Genomic DNA, 17,581 nt, shown 5'->3' on the forward strand with positions numbered 1-17,581 from the left:
GGGGATTATTCAATAACCTCAGTTGCAATAAATTGTACCAGTTTCAGGGAAAAGCCGCAACAAAACAGCGCATTTCCTATACATTTTTGGTATATGATAAAATTTCAATAGGACACAAGATCACTATATCCCGTGCCTGACTATATCCATATGATGTTCGTCATCATTTTTTGAGAACTCTTCTACATTATTACGCAAAAGAATACAAAATGTTTCTTAAATCGTTCAAGTCTTATTATACCGCACTGTAGAGCGGGTTGTACAATTTTTGCACGTAAAAAGAGCCTATCCCGAAGGATAAGGCTCTGGTTGTATATCAATAATCACTTATTCTTGTTCAATCAATCCGTATTTACCATCGTCACGACGATAAACAACGTTTACTTCTTGAGTGTCTACGTTGGAGAATACAAAGAATGTATGTCCAATCATATTCATTTGCAAGATAGCTTCTTCTACATCCATCGGTTTTAGGAGGAAGCGTTTGTTACGTACAACTTCCAATTCATCTAATTCATTTTCAATATCCGCATCCTCAGCAACAGCAAGTGCAGCAGCCGTAGGATCTTCTACGAAGAAGGATTTCAAGCTTCCCTCTTGGCGGAATTTACGATTTAATTTAGTTTTATGTTTGCGAATCTGACGTTCCAGCTTATCTACTACAGAGTCGATCGAAGAATACATATCTTCACTGCGATCTTCTGCACGTAAAATAAGTCCAGGGAGAGGGATTGTAACCTCTACTGTGTGCTGTCCACGATTGACACTAAGTGTAACCGTTCCGTCAGAAACGGGAGGTGAATCAAAATATCTTTCAAGTCTGCCTAACTTTTTGTCCACATAATCTTTCATAGCATCTGTAACATCGATTTGTTGACCACGTATAACAAAGTTCATAAGGCACTCCTCCTTTAGGGAATTATAACATAGATGTTAACGGCATGTAAAAAGGATACTGGTGCAAATTAGCAGTGACAATCTATTGTCAAATCTAGCCGTCAGAGTACCCGCGTCTGACTTTATATTTTAGTCTTACAAATATAAATAGAGTTCTGTCAAACGCTTGCAAAATCCTCAAAACTACTCTCTTCTACCTATAAATACATAGTCGAAAATAGTTCATCTATTATGCCGCCCTTGTGTTCCATTAACCAATCTGACCTTAATCCAATCGCTTACAATGTGACAGATATCCGAAACTTATTATTCAGTAACTAAGTAAACTATTCATACAATAGTCATACTATAGAAAAAGGCTCCGGAGTGTTCCGGAGCCTTAGCTGATTATTCAAATGTGTAACCATCAATAATACCTATGTAGGTTGGCAAATGCCGAAGGATGATTATAATTTGATAACGTTAGCTGCTTGTGGTCCACGCGCGCCTTCAACGATATCGAATTCTACGGATTGACCTTCTTCTAACGTTTTGAAACCTTCAGTTTGAATCGCAGAAAAGTGTACAAATACGTCTCCGCCTTCTTCAGTCTCAATAAAACCATATCCTTTTTCTGCGTTAAACCATTTTACTTTACCATTCATGCAATAACATTCCCTTCGTTATCAAATAAGTAGAGTAAGACATTGCCTACGCCTCTAAATATACCAAATTTGGTGGGTAAATGTCAATTGGTAAAGTAAATACTTTCATGGTATTTTATTACATTTTACACATTTGATTGTTATTTACGTGTTTTTATAATTTGAATATACATGATTGCTTATTATCCGTAAATAGTTCTATTACGCAAACCGTTTATTTTTAACGAATCGTATTCAAATAATCGCCTAACTTTTCGAGGAAATAAGTAATATCTTGATGATCAATCTCCCCAATATTAGCAATACGGAAAGAAGATAATTTACCAATTTTACCTGGATAAATCGTAATCCCATAACGATATAAATAATCGTGCATTTGATCAAAATCGTATCCATCTATAGTCGGTTCTTGAATCGTCGTAATAATTTTGGAATGATGCTCTAATGGCACTAGATATTGAAGCTCTAATTGATCCAAGCCTGCAATCAACGTTTCCCATGAATGTGTATACCGCTGATATCGCTCTGCTATACCTTCTTGTTGTGTCTCGATAATAGCTTGCTTCAATGCATAAAAGGTTTGAACAGGTGGAGTAAAACGCATCTGTCCTGTTTTTTCAAAATATTCGTATTGTCGATATAAATTGAGATAATAGTTACGAGGAGTATGGTTTTGTAACGCTTGCAGTTTGGCGCGGTTCGCAATCACAAAACTAATACCCGCCATTCCTTGCAAATTTTTATTCGAACTGGATATCAAAAACGAAATATGACTGTGAAGCATATCAATAGGAATAGCACCATACGAACTCATCGCATCCGCTATCAGATCTATATTATAACGTGCACATAGTTGACCCAGCTTATGGATATCATTTAAAATGCCACTGGTTGTTTCGTGATGCACAACTGCTACATGTGTAAATACATTAGAGTTATGTTGTAATACCTGTTCAATCTCGTCAAAAGCTAATGGCATAATAGGAGAACTAGCGAACACCTCATGATCGATTCCATAAGCGCCTACAATCTCAGCCATACGTTCACCATAAGCACCATTACTAATAATCAACAATTTACCTTCACCTACAACAGAACTAAGCACAGCTTCTACAGCAGCAGTTCCAGATCCACCAAATAATACAGTCGTAAATTGATCTATAGGTGCGACAAAAGAAGTCAATTGATCTGCTGTCCATTTCATCAATTCACCAAATTCGGTTTCACGCGGGCAAATATCAGGGATCACTTGAGCTAATTTTACAGTATCCGTTGTAGTCGCCGGTCCTGGATTAAGTAAAATATTGCGCCGAACTGGAAAAGACTGCTCTGTGATATGTTGCAATTTAGGGTAAATGTCTTGCTTTGCACGCACTAGATGTTCTTCAGTATCAATTTCACACCATACATAATGCTCTATTTTTTGAACTAGCAATGGTTTGTTTTTACTTACAGCCACTAATGCTTGTTCATAATCCCATTTCCAGTGCTGGGCAAATACCTCTGCTGACCACTGGCACATGCGTTTGTACGTATCTATTGAAATTTTGCAAATACCTACAAGTTCAGCATCAGCGCTTTTTAATACAGATAACTGTTTAGACATATTAACGAGAAAATGATTATGATCATATTCAATATAGACTTCATCGTTGGAATGAGTTGTGCCACTAGCTAGAATAATATCTTGCGTAGAATCGTGTAGTAGATATTTTAATCCTGATGGATCATACAATAAATCAGACTCCAATAATAGAAAATCTGAGTCTAGCGTATCTCTCATCTGGTATAACGTGTACATACTACCGCTATCTTGATAGTCTTTGTTATGGACACAATTGATTTGAGGATATTTCCCAGCCAATTCTTCATAAAACGCCGAAAGGTATCCTGTTCCTATCACAATATGCGTTATCCCGGAAGCAATTAATTGTTGGATAGAACGTTCGACTATAGCAAGCCCGTCGATTTCAACAAATCCTTTAGGTTGATGAGTTGTGCGTTCTTTTAATCGGCTACCTAACCCTGCTGCTACAATAACGGCTGTATTTACCATTTCTCAATCACCACATTAAATCGAAATTTGTTGTTACCGTAATTCTGAATCTGTTGATCACTAGATTGAACAGTGACATGTTTACCTTGCATAAGTTGCTCTACAAAATTGCGATCGTAAAACAAATGATCCAACCCTTTGTACTTTTCTTCGTATTCTCCTTCAGATAGAGCACCTTTACGAATCGCTAATGCTTCCTCTTCAAAAGCAATATCATTCAGATCGAGTAAAATCACTCTTTTGTTCGCTTTCGCATACATACGTTCAATCACTTGTGTAGCATACGTTAACGAAGGAAAATATTGAAAAACGCTATTCGCGATCACAACATCATAGGCGTGAGTTAGATCCAATTGTAAAGCTTCTTGAACCTCAAAGTTCATCGCTGGCATTACCATATTTGCAATTTCGATCAGACTAGCAGAATAATCGATTCCACCTACAGCATGTCCTTGTTGATAAAAAGGATACAAAAATGCTCCACTACCACAACCAATTTCGTAAATCGAATCATCAGGAGAAATCTGTGCTAATTGAGTGACATATGCCGTATAAGCTAGCCAATCAGGCGCAGCAATTTTGCCTGCACCTGAATTAAAACCATCTGCTTCAATTAAAAATTGTAAATCTTGTTTTTCTGCTGGAAGTTGTCGGGTACGTGACCAAATCTCTTTCCAATCAGCCATTGATATACTTCACCAGCCTTTCTTTCACTTCGTAAGGCTTAATACTCGGACGACTCAAATTATCTTTCGCACCTTTGATCGTTGGTATATAGATGAATGTAAGTTGCGGCTGTTGTTGCCATAATGTAATCGCTGCTTCTAATTGCTCGGTGGTATAGACCACTTCAACATGACGATATCCACATCCAGCAGCGATCGCAGCAAAATCGATCGTTGCTGATACGGTATCTTGACCACCTGTAGAATCGTGACACTGGTTATCTAATACAACATGTAGCATATTGGAAGGCCCGTATTGTCCGTTCGTCGCTAGATTACCCATTCTCATTAATAAAGCGCCATCTCCATCGATAGCTATAACTTTTTTGGAAGGTTGTGCTAATGATACTCCTAGCCCGAGTGAACTGATACAGCCCATTGAGCCTACCATATACAAATTTTGAGCAGAATCTTCTACTTCATATAGTTCTCTACCTGTAAATCCAGTAGTCGCTAATTGAATCGAACTGGCATCTTTTAAGCGATTAATAGTATCCAATACTTGAAATCGAGTGAGTCTTGGAGATTCCGTATCAGTAGGACGATTTATAATACTAGGTTGATGAGTGAAGACATGTGTAGATTGTTGTAATGCTTCTTTGTTAAATGTTCCTTTTTTAACTACAAAAAAGAAGGTCTGATTTTGAGCAATATAATTATCTGCCTGTTGCAATTGAATCTGTGCTTCTTCCCATTCATCAGCAAGATAAGCCCACTTCACCTGCATAAGATCTAGCATTTGAGTAGTAATCTGTCCCATCAACTCATGTTGAGGTTCATCGGCTACTCCTGCTTCTCCGCGCAGACTGACAAATCCAAGCACAGGTAATTTAAAGGTATAATTTAATGACGTAAGCGGCGAGACTGCATTGGTTAGACCTGAATTCTGCATCAATACGACAGCTTTGCGTCCTCCCAAATAGGCTCCACTAGCAATAGCAACAGCATCACCTTCATTAGCAGCTCCTACATAATCACATTCATTAATCGCATAATTGATGAGGTCTTTGAGAAAAGAACAAGGTACACCTGTAAAAAAATCGAACCCCAATCGCTTTAACTCTTCACCAAAAACTTTTGTTTCGATCACAGCAGTTCACCCGCTTTTTGCAAATCAACAATGCTATCAATATTCAGCCAATCCCCTTTAATAAATTTGATAGCTATAGGATGCTCTTTAACTAATTCATTAAAAAGATCTACTACTGTTAATTGATTAAAATTCGATTGTTGTGCTAATTGATCTAATATGGCTTTAACCGCTTCAGCACCTTTTTGCGAGACTTTCCATAATCCAATAAACTCTCCATTAAATGAGTTGTAATCGTTAGACTCGCTAATACTAACAAGCTTCACAGCAGTCGAATACATATTACGTGAGTACGGCTTTTCAGACACTACCAAATCTTGAGGCTTACCAGACAATTCAGGATCAGCATCGACTACAATCGTAATATCATTTTCATCATTCAATAGATCATTTAAAATATAATTTTTGTAGATAATATCTCCGTAACTGATTAGAGTAGCGCTACCTGCTATTTTGTCTTTAGCGAGATATAAAGAACTCAACTCTTGTGTAGAAGCATAGTGATCATTATCTATCGTGGCGATATTATTTAACGCGATTTGGTCTTTAGCAAATCCACGCACGACAGCAATATCTTTAATACCTACTTTGTTAAGATCATCAATTTGTCTACTTAATATAGGTTTGCCATTCACTTTTAACATCGTTTTCGGTGTATCTTTGGTCAGTTCACCCAGGCTACCTTGACTCGCTGCCAAAATAACAGCATTAATCTTTTTGCCGGATGTTGGCAAATATCGTTTTTCTGCTTCTTTTAATTCATCTGCTCCTTGTAAGCTGAACACTTCAGAAACAGTTGTAATTTTGCCTTCAACATTGATCAAGGATTGATCGCGATAAATTTGTTGGACTGTTTGTTGCATCGATTGAATAGCAGAACGAAGAGTATGGTTCGCCCAGATTACCATATTGATCCCCATATCTCTAAATTGATCGGTAGGTGTTGAGTAATATTTGGTCGGTACAATCACGATGGGATGGCGATTGCCCCATTCTTTCATAAAGGCTTCAATATCTGAACTATCCGCCTTTTTACTGTGTACCAAAATTGCATCTGCTCCTGCTAACCGATACGCTTCTGCACGGCGTAAAGCTTCATCCAATCCCCAACCAGCAATAAAAGATTCTAAACGTGCGACTACGCAAAAATCGTCATCAAGTTGTGTTTCTTTAGCCGCTTGAATTTTGCCACAAAATTCTTCGATATCTGCTAAAGGTTGTGTTTCTCCAGAAATAAAAGAGTTGGTTTTAGGGAATAATTTATCTTCAATACATACACCAGCTACTCCGCGTTGTTCTAACTTACGTACTAATCTGCGCATGTTGTTGAAGTTACCATAACCGGTATCACCATCTAGTAAAATAGGAAGAGATGTTGCATCATTCATATATTCCATTACATCAAGAACTTGCGTCCATGAAGCTTCGTTGTTGTCCCGTACACCTAGAGAAGCAGAAATTGTCAATCCACTTCCCCAGATCCCTTTGAATCCTGCTTCTTCTACAATTTTGGCAGATATTCCGTTATGAGCTTCCATAATAAAATCAAGTTCAGAGCTAGTAATCATTTGTTTGAGCATTTGCGTTTTTTTCATAGTTATTTCATCCTTGTCTTTAAGTTAGTGGTAAGTCTCAAACAATATCTGATTAAAATTTAGCATTGCTCTGAACATGTTCCCATATGATCTGTTCATAATAATCTGCTCGATCTGCAAGTGCTTCTGTTTCGTCTTCCCCTGTCACTTTGTTAATCAATCGAAGAGTGTACTGATTAAGATCAATTAAGCCATCGTTTTGAATAGCCGTTCCGTTCTCAAAGTAAACATGATGCGTATCATCGGTCAAAGCTGCTTTATAGGTCTGATTTGGATGAATCGCTTCTGTATAAGTAAATGTTCGAGCGCTATCGCCACCGAATATGACAGGCAATTGACCATCAATCTCTGTTGCAGCTGGCAATTGAGCTAAATGAAGCAGGGTTGGTAAAATATCTATTGTAGCCATCAATTCATTAGATGTTCCAACTGGTGTAGATCCACCTTTGATCATTAATGGAACTTTGCGTCTACTTTCGTTAAGTAAAATATCTGTATTTTCTAAAAAAGACTGTCCATGATCTGAATGTAAAACAATTAAAACCTCTTCATCTTGATAATTGTTATTAAAGTACTCATATAATGTATTCAAATAAAAATCAATTCGTTTGATTTCATTGATATATTTATCATGTTTATTGGTGTCAAAAGGAGTAAGTACTGTTGTTGGACCTTTAGTATCTCGTTTCACTCTTTCACTAATATCAAGCTGTACTTGAGTCATTAAGTTTTGATCAATATCATCAGGAACATGATGTAGATCTGCAAGTGATATCCATAAGAAATTATTTTTTCCTTTAAATGCTTCCAGATGTTCTAAGGTTTCACTAACAATATTGGCAGTATCCATACCACCACTCATAAAGTTTTTATAAATAATACGGTCAAATCCTTTATGATAACCATGTGCTGGAGTAACACGCCAATCTCCACCGATTTGAGTCGTCATATAACCAGCTTCTTTAAAATACTCTTGCATCATTTTATTGTTGCTTGCAAAATCATAATTGAAATCTGGATGAAAAATATGATGATTGGTTGTATATTTTCCTGTATACATACTCGCTACACTTGGAAATGTCCATTCGCTAGTAGCGTAACAATCATTGGTGATAAAGCTATTTTTGAAGTAGTTATACGTATTAGGCATTAATTCTGATAAGTGATGTTTCTGTATAAATGCACCGGATACACCATCAACAAAGATATTAACAACTAATTTTTTAGATAGAGGACTGTCTGTGATAGATAAAGGTTTCCCAATAAAGACAGGTTTATCCGTTTTTATTTTCAAAGTACCAGTCTCATTAAATCTTAAATATTGATGTGAATTGTAAAATAAATCGTTATTTGCAAAAGAATATACTTTTTTATTAAGTTCAAAACTAAGGCTAGTCTGTGTATCTAAAACAGAAACAGGCAAAATAGTAGGTTGATCTAATATAATCTCGTGATGGGAGGAGTACACATTTCCCGGAAGTGTTTCTGTAGCATAATCAAATCTATTTTTTTGATCCACATTATGAATATTGAAGCTCTTATACATATTAGTCATGTAAGGATTAACAGTGTCTGAAGCCATCAATTGGCGTATTGTACTTTGTTGATAAGCATCTAAAGGAAAAGAACGATAATCTTTTTCTTGAAGCAGACGATTACCTAGATTGAAAATTTTTACTAATTCATTAGGTTCATTTTCATATACTTCTTTTAATAGCAAGTTCATACGATTGATATAAGTTTCAGCAAGATCACGCTCTTCTTTAGTTTTGGAGAATTTATGAGCTTGAATGTAATAGCAGAGACTCATCTCTAATTTGGTTTGCATTTCGTAGACTATCCCTGCATTCAAATTGATATCAAAATGAAAAGGATATTCTTTTAAGCCTTGTAGAAGAACAGCTTCAGCTTTTTGATATTCTCCTAATTGAAAATAAGCGTTACTTTTGATTGAGATTAGATGAGCATCACTGTTCGATTTTTCGTATTTTTCGATATTATTTTGTAAATTTACTACATTGTTGTTTTCAAAATCTGTTTTGATATCTTGATATAGTGCAGATAAATAATGAATACTTTGTTGAATTGGATATTTTCTCATAACTTCTCATCTCGATTCTTCTCAATATATAGCTTAGAAAATATCTTTCAACTGTTGCACAATAAATTCTTGTTGTTGTAAAGACATATTAGTATCAGAAGGTAAGCAAATCCCTTGATTAAATAAGGTGGCACTGATATCTTGTTCTTGATGTGTATAGTAAGCACACTCTTGAAATAAAGGTTGTAGATGTAATGGTTTCCATACAGGTCTAGACTCAATATTGTAGGTCTCTAAATGAGTAATAATATCGCTGACTGACACAGACGATTGCTTCGGATCAATCCAAGCAGTAGTTAACCAACGTGTAGATTTTCCAAAAGAGGTTTCTGGCATAAATTGAATACTTTGAATTGTTGATAGTTCATTTTGATAGTAGTCAAATATATTCCTTTTTTGTACAATCCGTTCATTTAATATTTGAAGCTGACCTCTACCTATTCCAGCAAGGATATTGCTAAGTCTATAATTATATCCAAGTTGACTATGCTGATAATGTTTCGCTTGATCTCTAGCTTGAGTAGCATAGAATCTTGCTTTTTCTAGCAGTGATAAATCTTCCGAAACCAACATACCTCCACCCGAAGTGGTTATAATTTTATTGCCGTTAAAAGAGAAAATACCGAACTTACCTAAAGTTCCACTCATTTGCTGTTTATATGTAGCTCCCAAAGATTCTGCGGCATCTTCTACAATTGGAACTTCATATGCATCACATATCGCTTTCAAACGATCATAATCTGCACTTTGTCCATATAGATTCACAATAATAACAGCTTTAGGTTTTTTGCCTTTAGCTGCGTATTCTGTAAGAGCTTGTTCTAATGCTACTGGCGACATATTCCAACTATCTGGCTCTGAATCAATAAATACAGGTGTAGCTGACTGATACAAAATAGGATTAGCACTTGCAATAAAAGTAAGCGAAGAACAAAATACGATATCGTCTCTGCTTATATCTAGTAAAATTAAGGCAAGGTGAATAGCTGCTGTACCTGAGCTCAAAGCAACTGCTCCTGCAATGCCTACATAACTCGCTATCTCTTCTTCGAAAGAATCTACATTTTTACCAAGTGGTGCAACCCAATTGCTATCAAAAGCTTCTGTAATATACTGTTGTTCCAGTCCACTCATATGTGGAGAAGACAAGTAAATTCTTTCACGATCTGCCATACTTACTCATCCTTTATCCTTTAAATTTTTAATCATTTTCGCCGGGCACCCTACTGCTACAATCTCATCTGGCAAATCAGAAAGAACGCACGAAGAAGCGCCTACAATAGTATCTTTACCGACATGAACACCTGGAATCAGACTAGCAGCTATACCAATATGTGTACGTTCACCAATAGATACTCCACCCGCAGTATGAACACCAGGAGATAAATGAACATAATCTGCAATAGAGCAGTCATGATCTACTGTAGTCGCAGTATTTAAAATAGTATGCTTGCCGATTACACTATCTGCATTTACTACTACATTGGGCATCATAACTGTTCCTTCACCAATCGTGACTTCAGAACCGATAATTGCACTAGGATGAATTGCTGTTCCCCATTTTATATTGAAATATTCTAACTGTTTGACAATATTCATTCGAATATTATTATTCCCGATAGCTACTAGAAATCGAGCATCTGGATAATCTTTAACAATTCGTTTGATATCTTCACTTTTTCCTAGTACAGGAATACCTTTAAATTCCTTGGCCTTAAAATAATCATCGACAACTCCAATAATCATTTCGTGATTGGCATGCAAAATATCTATAATTACTTTTGCATGACCGCCCGCTCCATAGATGATATAACTCAAAAATTACACTCCTTAATACGTAATCATTTTCTGAATTAATGCATCGGATTTAGAAAATTGTTTGAATATATTTACAATATTCATACTGGTATTTTTTTTGCTATATACATTATCGGTAGAATTTAAGTTCTGTTTAAAAGAATCTGCTAAAACGTGTTGAAGAGCCTGATCCAGTTGTTCAGCACTCTCAGAAATATCAATAATATTTGCCGAGCGTTCTCTGCCTTCTTGACGACTACCTATATTAATAACAGGGATAGCAAAAGAAGCAGCTTCAATAATTCCTGAAGAAGAATTACCTATAAGGGCTTCAGCATGCTTCAACATCGTTAAGTAATCTAGTTGTTCAAAACTCGTAATCTGATAAAAGTGAGGATTATGTTGATACTTTTGATAAACTTGAATAATCTGATCTGTACCTGCATCTGAATTAGGCATAACGCAAACAATAGCTTTCGAGGTAGCTACCAATTTTTCCAACATACGTTCTAATTCTTTTATATTTGCTTGTTCTGTTGTTACTGGATGATAAATAAACAATAGATATTGGCTGATATGATCTAATCCATATTTAATTTTAACCTGTTCGAAATCAGGCAAAGGTGTATTTAGCATAGTTTCAATTCGAGGTGCTCCTACAACATGAATACGCCAATCATTTTCACCAAGCTTTATTAAGCGCTCACGGCTACCTTCTGTAGCTGCTAAGTGAATATGAGCTAATTTGCTAATTGCATGTCTGACAGACTCATCAATTGTTCCTGAAACTTCCCCACCATGTAAATGAAAAAGAGGAATATTCATATGTGTTGCAACAATAGACGCAGCTAGCATTTCACCGCGATCTCCCAATACAAGAACACAATCAGGTAATAATGTTTCTATCGCCTGACTCATACCTACAATAGCAAGCCCAATAGACTTAGCCATATTGGCGTGAGTCGGTGATTGGAGTAGACAATCTACTTTGGCCGATACTGTAAAACCATCTTTTTCAATATGACTTATGGTATAACCGTATTGTGGAGATAAATGCATACCTGTGACTAGCAATTGCAAATCTAACTCAGGCTCTTCTTGTATTGCTTGTAAAATAGGAAAATATATACCATAGTCCGCTCTTGTTCCTGTTACTACAAGTACTTTTTTCATTTGAGATCATCCCATTGTAATAATTGATCTTCTAGCACATCATGCGTTAATTGCTTACCAATTAATTCTTGATAAAATCGAGGTTCAATACCTGTACCCGGACGTTTGATAGCAAGATCAGTTGAAGATAAGATATGTCCTGCTTGCTGAGCACTAGCCATTACAATACTTTTTCTAGCTACAATTTTGGTATTTTCTTCTGAAGGCATACATCTTTTGATTCCGTCTCCCAGTGCTTGTTCTACATTGCGTATAGCCTGAACCATTTTTGCAAAATCAGATGGTTCTAGCGAAGCTTTATGATCAGGTCCTGGTAAAGAACGATCTAATGTAAAATGCTTCTCAATAATACGCGCACCTATTACAGTAGCTGCTATTGCAATTTCAATACCCGAAGTATGATCTGAATAACCAGTTACTTGACGGTATTCTTTGTGTAATGTGCGGATCGCATTTAAATTCACATCTTCCAAAGGAGCAGGATAGTCTGAAGTACAATGAAGAATCGCTACAGAACAATCCTTTAGGGTAGCCAATGGTTCACGAACCTCTTCCAAATTCGACATTCCTGTAGATAATAAGACTGGTCGCTTATACTTATTAATTTGCTCTAGAAAAGGAATGTTATTCATATCGCCAGAACCAATTTTAAAAGCATCAATACCAATAGAATCTAGAAATGTAGCACTTTCTTCGTCAAAAGGAGTCGATAAAAAATCGATATTTTTCTCATCGCAGTACTCTTTAAGCACAATAAAATTATCAAAGCTTAATTCTAACTTTTGTAACATTTCTAGCTGGCTTTCTGTAGATGATGTATTGTTTGTCTGATAATCAGCTTTCTGTGCATGTTTGGTCACTAGATGTTCGCTTTTAAAAGTCTGAAATTTTACTGCATCTGCTCCGCTCTCTACAGCTTGATCAATACATTGTAAAGCTAAATCCATAGAACCATTATGGTTAACACCTATCTCGGCAATGATGTAAGTAGAAGTATTACTATCCGAAAAAAGGCTTTGTACCGACATTATCACACCCCCATTTTTTTCAATTCGATCGATCATTTGTTGTTAGCATAAATTGAGCTAACTTCAAATCAAAATCAGTATCAATATCTATAGAACGTTCCTCTGGCATAATATATCCATAATTACGAGCGCCTACTAAAGAATGATCGATACATAATAAATCTCTTTTCATAATATAAATAGCACCATTAAGCGCATATACATCTTGTAAATCTTGTCTACGTAAATGAGAATCTTGATGTTTTAGATAAGGGACTAGTTGTTCGTCCTGTAATTCTCTTAATAAATAAGGATGACTAGATGATAAAGTAACACTTTGCAAAGAATCAGCTTCATATTGCAGAAAAGTAGCAAATGCTTGTTCAATATCTTGCACCTGCCGCAAAGGAGAAGTTGGTTGCAACAGCATAATGTATGGATAATACTGTTTAAGCTGTTGTTCACAAAAGTCTACTGCATGTTCTAATACATCAATACTTTTAGCTTCATCTGTTGATAGTTCTTCCGGACGCAAAAAAGGAACAGTTGCACCAGCATCACGAGCAACTTCTGCAATCCGGGGACTATCTGTAGTCACTATTACTTCTGTAATACAAGTGCTTTTCAAAGCAGCTTCGATACTATACTGAATCAGTGGCTTATGATTTAACAATCGTATATTTTTATCAGGTAATCCTTTTGAACCTCCGCGAGCTGGAATAATAGCCAGACACCCTGTACTTGAACTCATAATACTCCTCTTTCAAATCCTAATCCATTGCGATCAATCAATGATCTTATTTCTGGCATAAATAGTTGAGGTGCTGTATGTGAAGAGTACTCTTGATGCTTCGCTTTTTGAAATCCGTTATATACTGATTCTGTTGTATCAAATAGAGATGGAATGATATACATTTTTTCATTTTCCATTGCTCGCTCTGATTCATCCAATGTCATCAATTCTTCATACAGCTTCTCACCAGGGCGTATACCTGTTTCATTAATAGAACCTTTAAATGTAATACCTGAAGCCTCTTCATAAGAATCGATAAGACATTGTGCCAAATCAGTAATTTTAAGAATAGGCATTTTTAGAACAAATACTTCTCCACCTTGCGAATACGTTGCCGCATCAATAACTAACTGAGCAGCTTGTGGAATAGACATCATAAATCGAGTCATTTCTTTATGTGTAACTGTAACAGCATTTCCTTTAACAATTTGATCACGGAACAAAGGAATAACCGAACCTCTCGATCCCATTACATTGCCAAACCGAACACAGGAAAAGACAGTATCTTTGCTTCCCTTATACATATTAGCAGCTGAAATTAAACGTTCTGATAATAGTTTGGTTGCACCCATGGTATTGGTAGGATTCACCACTTTATCCGTACTGATTGCTACAACTTTTTTAACATTATGCTCCAAAGCCGTTTCGATCAGATTTTGTACACCAATCACATTCGTTTTAACAGCTTCCATTGGATTATACTCACATGAAGGAACATGCTTTAGTGCAGCTGCATGGAAAATATAATCCACATCTTCCATCGCATAACTAAGACGTTTCTGATCACGAATATCCCCAATCAAATAACGTACATTAGAATATTCTTTTAATTGTTGCTGGATATCAAATTGTTTGCTTTCGTCTCTGCTATAAATCCTTACAGCTTTTGGCTCTTGCGATAATATATTACGAACAATTTCACTTCCGATAGATCCAGTTCCGCCGGTGACTAAAACAACTTTGTTTTTGAACATATTTTTCTCCTATTTCTTTAACTTGGATGTAAGACATGTAAGAAATATATTAGTGACTTTGAGAAAATTGATCCGGTCTAATCTCACTGATTTTAATTAAAGACTCGCTAAATAATTGTTCAAGGAACGGTTCTTTTTCTATTAAATCTTTAAGCAATTTTCCTAAATATTGATTGATTAATTTACATTTAATAGACAGATTTTTTTCTGTGACAATAAAAGGTAATTGTTGATCAAATTCTCTCAAATCTGTAGGCATAACTGTGTTAAAAATAGGTTCAAACCATTCTCGATTAGCGATTGTTCCCCATTTTTGCTCAATAAGTTCTAATGTTTTTTGAGCTTTCATCGGCTTTGTGCGACTGTGCTCTTCAATTTTATTCATCAATTTTTGGATTTCTGATATTTCTTTTTTCATTTCTTTGAGATCATTGATAACATAATTCATTTTATTTTGTACATAAGCTTTTGTATCGCCATTTATTTCTGATTTGGATTTTGCAATCAAAGATTCAACAGGATGTGGTTCAATATGCTGATCAGCAAGCATATCAAAAGCTTCTTCTATAGACATCCATGTTGTGCCTTCAATAACTGCACCATTTTTTGTAGTATTTATAAACTCTACCGATGGATAAGCATTAATGATATCTTCCAAACTATCTTTCATAAATAGAAAACTAGAATCGGTTAAATTATAAGTTCCTTTTACATTTAAAATCTTTTGTGTAGCTGTTTGGACTGTAACATCAGTATGTTTAACTTCAACGTGTCCTACTCCATCTGCATAATACTTATTATCCGGGAATGATAAATCTTGTCCCATCATAATAATACGAGTAGCACCCAGACGAATAGCCGCTTGAATAGCTGTTCCTGCTACAGTAGGCGTAGAAGAAATCGCAATTTGTTCCTTTTTTAAACCCATTAAATATTGAGAGAATTCATCATTACCCATTACGCTATAAATCAAGTCATGATGCTTTCTACCTGATATTTCATAATACGCTGACGACGTATGAAATAGAGGGGCTTCTAATGTTTTGGGATCTTTAAATACTTTATTGTTAATTTCGTTACCATCCATAATAACTGTCATATGGGGTTGAATATCATTTTTAACTAATGCCTGAATACTTGAACCTGCTGCAATAACTAATGCATGTGACTTCAATCGCTCAATCCATTCAATATCTTCTTGCAGGGAAGGACCGGAAGCTGTAATTACCGCAGTGACTCCTTCAAAAGAATTCAATAACTGTTCAATCGAAGGAGAAGCTAGCATATTTGGCATTTGGTAAAGACTATTACGCACCCAATCTTGGCGGAAAAACTCTTCTGTTTTTTTATTTGAATTAAATGTAAAACTATATTCCGTAAATTTCTTTTTAATATCATGCAGTATTTCCATATCATGATCTAGATAATGTCTTAATGCTACAAAAGCCATCTCTTGTTGCATATAGCTACATACTAAATAAAATAACATATTTAGTTGCGATTCCCCTACAGATAACCAGTGTAAGTTAGGATGCGTTAACAGTTCTCTAAAATCGTAATTTTTCATTGATTCCATAAAAGCTTCTTCATCAGGTTCATATACAAATAACCAACGATTAGGATACATTTCCAAAAGATCAGCTATACCAAGACCCTGTCCGAATCCATAGACAAAAATAAGATTTAAATCTCCTACTGATCCTCGTACTGCCTCAAGCCATGCCTCATCTTTATCCCACGGTTCCATGATTATTTCTTTGTCTTTATTATAATCAAGGTCTATTGTAAGAGTCTTATGAGCGACATTGTTAAAACGTTGCTCTAGTACGGTTTGATTCAGTTCTAAATTAGACACTATCATACCACCATTCGCTCGTAAATTTACTTTCTATATGTAGTATATCGGAATCAAAAGGATTGAAGTGAACATTTAACATAAAAATCCACCTAGCTGAACAACTAGGTGGATTTTTATGTGTTTTATTTGAGACGATCTATAAAAAAACTATCATTCACAAAATTTTGATGATACGCCGTGTGCTGGTTACGAATATTACCTTGCTTTTCCAACCAATGGCCTGCTTCATCTTTAAAATAATTTAACTTCTGCATAATTAAAGGATCACAATCTAATAACTTCTGAATAACTTGTCTTTCGGTATCAGTGATATATTCTCGATGCGCTTGCATCTCTGTAATAATCACTTCACGTTCATTGACAAAATCAAGTAGTTCTTCTTCACTTATTATAGAAATGCGACTCACTACATTAGTTGTGATCTCTTCCAACTTTTGCAAATGGATTTGAATGTGATCAGTAGCACTCATCATTATACACCGCTAGCTGCTTCTGGCATTCTACTTGCTTCTACCCAAGTTTCTCGCAAGTCTGCTAAATGTACTAATACCTCTTCAGCTAGAGTAACATTTTTCTTGATATTCGCTTCAATAAGACTGTGCAACATATATTCATAAATAACAATCAATTCATGAGCAATTGGAAAATCAAAATTCAATGAAGAAATTAATTCATGTACAATTGCTTGAGCTTTACAAAGATTGTTATTTGCTTTCTGATAATCTTTTTCTTCAATGCCTTCAATACCTGCTTTTACGAATCGAATAGCACCATCATATAACATAATTAGAAGTTTTGGTTTTGAAGCTGTCTGTGCCTGCGCTTGTTGATATTTTTGATAGGGTGATTTAATCACTCTATCACCTCCTTA

At 35.6% G+C, this 17,581-nt stretch carries 16 protein-coding genes; all 16 read right to left on the minus strand.

Features of this window, described 5'->3' with window-relative positions; translation table 11 throughout:
- Positions 1 to 327: 327 nt before the first annotated feature.
- The 16 genes from hpf to fliS all read right to left on the minus strand — a co-directional run bounded on the left by hpf (position 328) and on the right by fliS (position 17,566).
- Positions 328 to 897, minus strand: a complete 570-nt coding sequence (gene hpf / locus PQ456_RS19735) for a ribosome hibernation-promoting factor, HPF/YfiA family (protein ID WP_204827185.1) — start codon at positions 895 to 897, stop codon at positions 328 to 330.
- Positions 898 to 1,343: 446 nt separating this feature from the next.
- On the minus strand, positions 1,344 to 1,541 hold the full coding sequence (locus PQ456_RS19740) for a cold shock domain-containing protein (RefSeq protein ID WP_204827184.1): 198 nt from the start codon (positions 1,539 to 1,541) through the stop codon (positions 1,344 to 1,346).
- A 220-nt stretch (positions 1,542 to 1,761) separates the two neighbouring features.
- On the minus strand, positions 1,762 to 3,597 hold the full coding sequence (locus tag PQ456_RS19745) for a 2-aminoethylphosphonate aminotransferase (protein WP_273613734.1): 1,836 nt from the start codon (positions 3,595 to 3,597) through the stop codon (positions 1,762 to 1,764).
- Positions 3,591 to 4,283, minus strand: a complete 693-nt coding sequence (locus tag PQ456_RS19750) for a class I SAM-dependent methyltransferase (protein ID WP_273613735.1) — start codon at positions 4,281 to 4,283, stop codon at positions 3,591 to 3,593. Before PQ456_RS19750 ends, PQ456_RS19745 begins: the two co-directional genes overlap by 7 nt.
- Positions 4,276 to 5,409: a phosphonopyruvate decarboxylase gene (gene aepY / locus PQ456_RS19755; protein WP_273616365.1), complete on the minus strand. Its 1,134-nt coding sequence runs from the start codon at positions 5,407 to 5,409 to the stop codon at positions 4,276 to 4,278. Before aepY ends, PQ456_RS19750 begins: the two co-directional genes overlap by 8 nt.
- Positions 5,409 to 7,007 (minus strand): phosphoenolpyruvate mutase, encoded by a 1,599-nt coding sequence (gene aepX / locus PQ456_RS19760; RefSeq protein WP_273613736.1) that lies wholly within the window; start codon positions 7,005 to 7,007, stop codon positions 5,409 to 5,411. The genes aepY and aepX overlap by 1 nt, the downstream gene beginning before the upstream one ends.
- 52 nt (positions 7,008 to 7,059) lie before the next feature.
- On the minus strand, positions 7,060 to 9,108 hold the full coding sequence (locus PQ456_RS19765) for a sulfatase-like hydrolase/transferase (RefSeq protein WP_273613737.1): 2,049 nt from the start codon (positions 9,106 to 9,108) through the stop codon (positions 7,060 to 7,062).
- A 33-nt stretch (positions 9,109 to 9,141) separates the two neighbouring features.
- On the minus strand, positions 9,142 to 10,281 hold the full coding sequence (locus PQ456_RS19770) for a DegT/DnrJ/EryC1/StrS family aminotransferase (RefSeq protein ID WP_273613738.1): 1,140 nt from the start codon (positions 10,279 to 10,281) through the stop codon (positions 9,142 to 9,144).
- Between the two features lie 6 nt (positions 10,282 to 10,287).
- On the minus strand, positions 10,288 to 10,926 hold the full coding sequence (locus PQ456_RS19775) for an acetyltransferase (RefSeq protein WP_273613739.1): 639 nt from the start codon (positions 10,924 to 10,926) through the stop codon (positions 10,288 to 10,290).
- 12 nt (positions 10,927 to 10,938) lie between these two features.
- A complete protein-coding gene (gene neuC, locus PQ456_RS19780; protein WP_273613740.1) occupies positions 10,939 to 12,078 on the minus strand; it encodes a UDP-N-acetylglucosamine 2-epimerase in 1,140 nt (379 codons plus the stop codon).
- The gene (gene neuB, locus PQ456_RS19785; protein ID WP_273613741.1) at positions 12,075 to 13,106 is read right to left on the minus strand and encodes an N-acetylneuraminate synthase; all 1,032 of its coding nucleotides are present in this window, start codon (positions 13,104 to 13,106) and stop codon (positions 12,075 to 12,077) included. Before neuB ends, neuC begins: the two co-directional genes overlap by 4 nt.
- A 19-nt stretch (positions 13,107 to 13,125) precedes the next feature.
- Complete coding sequence (locus PQ456_RS19790) at positions 13,126 to 13,836, minus strand: acylneuraminate cytidylyltransferase family protein (protein ID WP_273613742.1); 711 nt, start codon at positions 13,834 to 13,836, stop codon at positions 13,126 to 13,128.
- On the minus strand, positions 13,833 to 14,852 hold the full coding sequence (locus PQ456_RS19795; protein ID WP_273613743.1) for a UDP-N-acetylglucosamine 4,6-dehydratase family protein: 1,020 nt from the start codon (positions 14,850 to 14,852) through the stop codon (positions 13,833 to 13,835). The genes PQ456_RS19790 and PQ456_RS19795 overlap by 4 nt, the downstream gene beginning before the upstream one ends.
- A 49-nt stretch (positions 14,853 to 14,901) precedes the next feature.
- Complete coding sequence (locus PQ456_RS19800; RefSeq protein WP_273613744.1) at positions 14,902 to 16,713, minus strand: motility associated factor glycosyltransferase family protein; 1,812 nt, start codon at positions 16,711 to 16,713, stop codon at positions 14,902 to 14,904.
- Between the two features lie 119 nt (positions 16,714 to 16,832).
- Positions 16,833 to 17,180 (minus strand): hypothetical protein, encoded by a 348-nt coding sequence (locus tag PQ456_RS19805; protein ID WP_273613745.1) that lies wholly within the window; start codon positions 17,178 to 17,180, stop codon positions 16,833 to 16,835.
- A gap of 2 nt (positions 17,181 to 17,182) precedes the next feature.
- Positions 17,183 to 17,566, minus strand: a complete 384-nt coding sequence (gene fliS / locus PQ456_RS19810) for a flagellar export chaperone FliS (RefSeq protein WP_273613746.1) — start codon at positions 17,564 to 17,566, stop codon at positions 17,183 to 17,185.
- Positions 17,567 to 17,581: the final 15 nt, after the last annotated feature.

Origin of the sequence: Paenibacillus kyungheensis (assembly GCF_028606985.1) — a bacterium.
Taxonomy (GTDB): domain Bacteria; phylum Bacillota; class Bacilli; order Paenibacillales; family Paenibacillaceae; genus Saccharibacillus; species Saccharibacillus kyungheensis.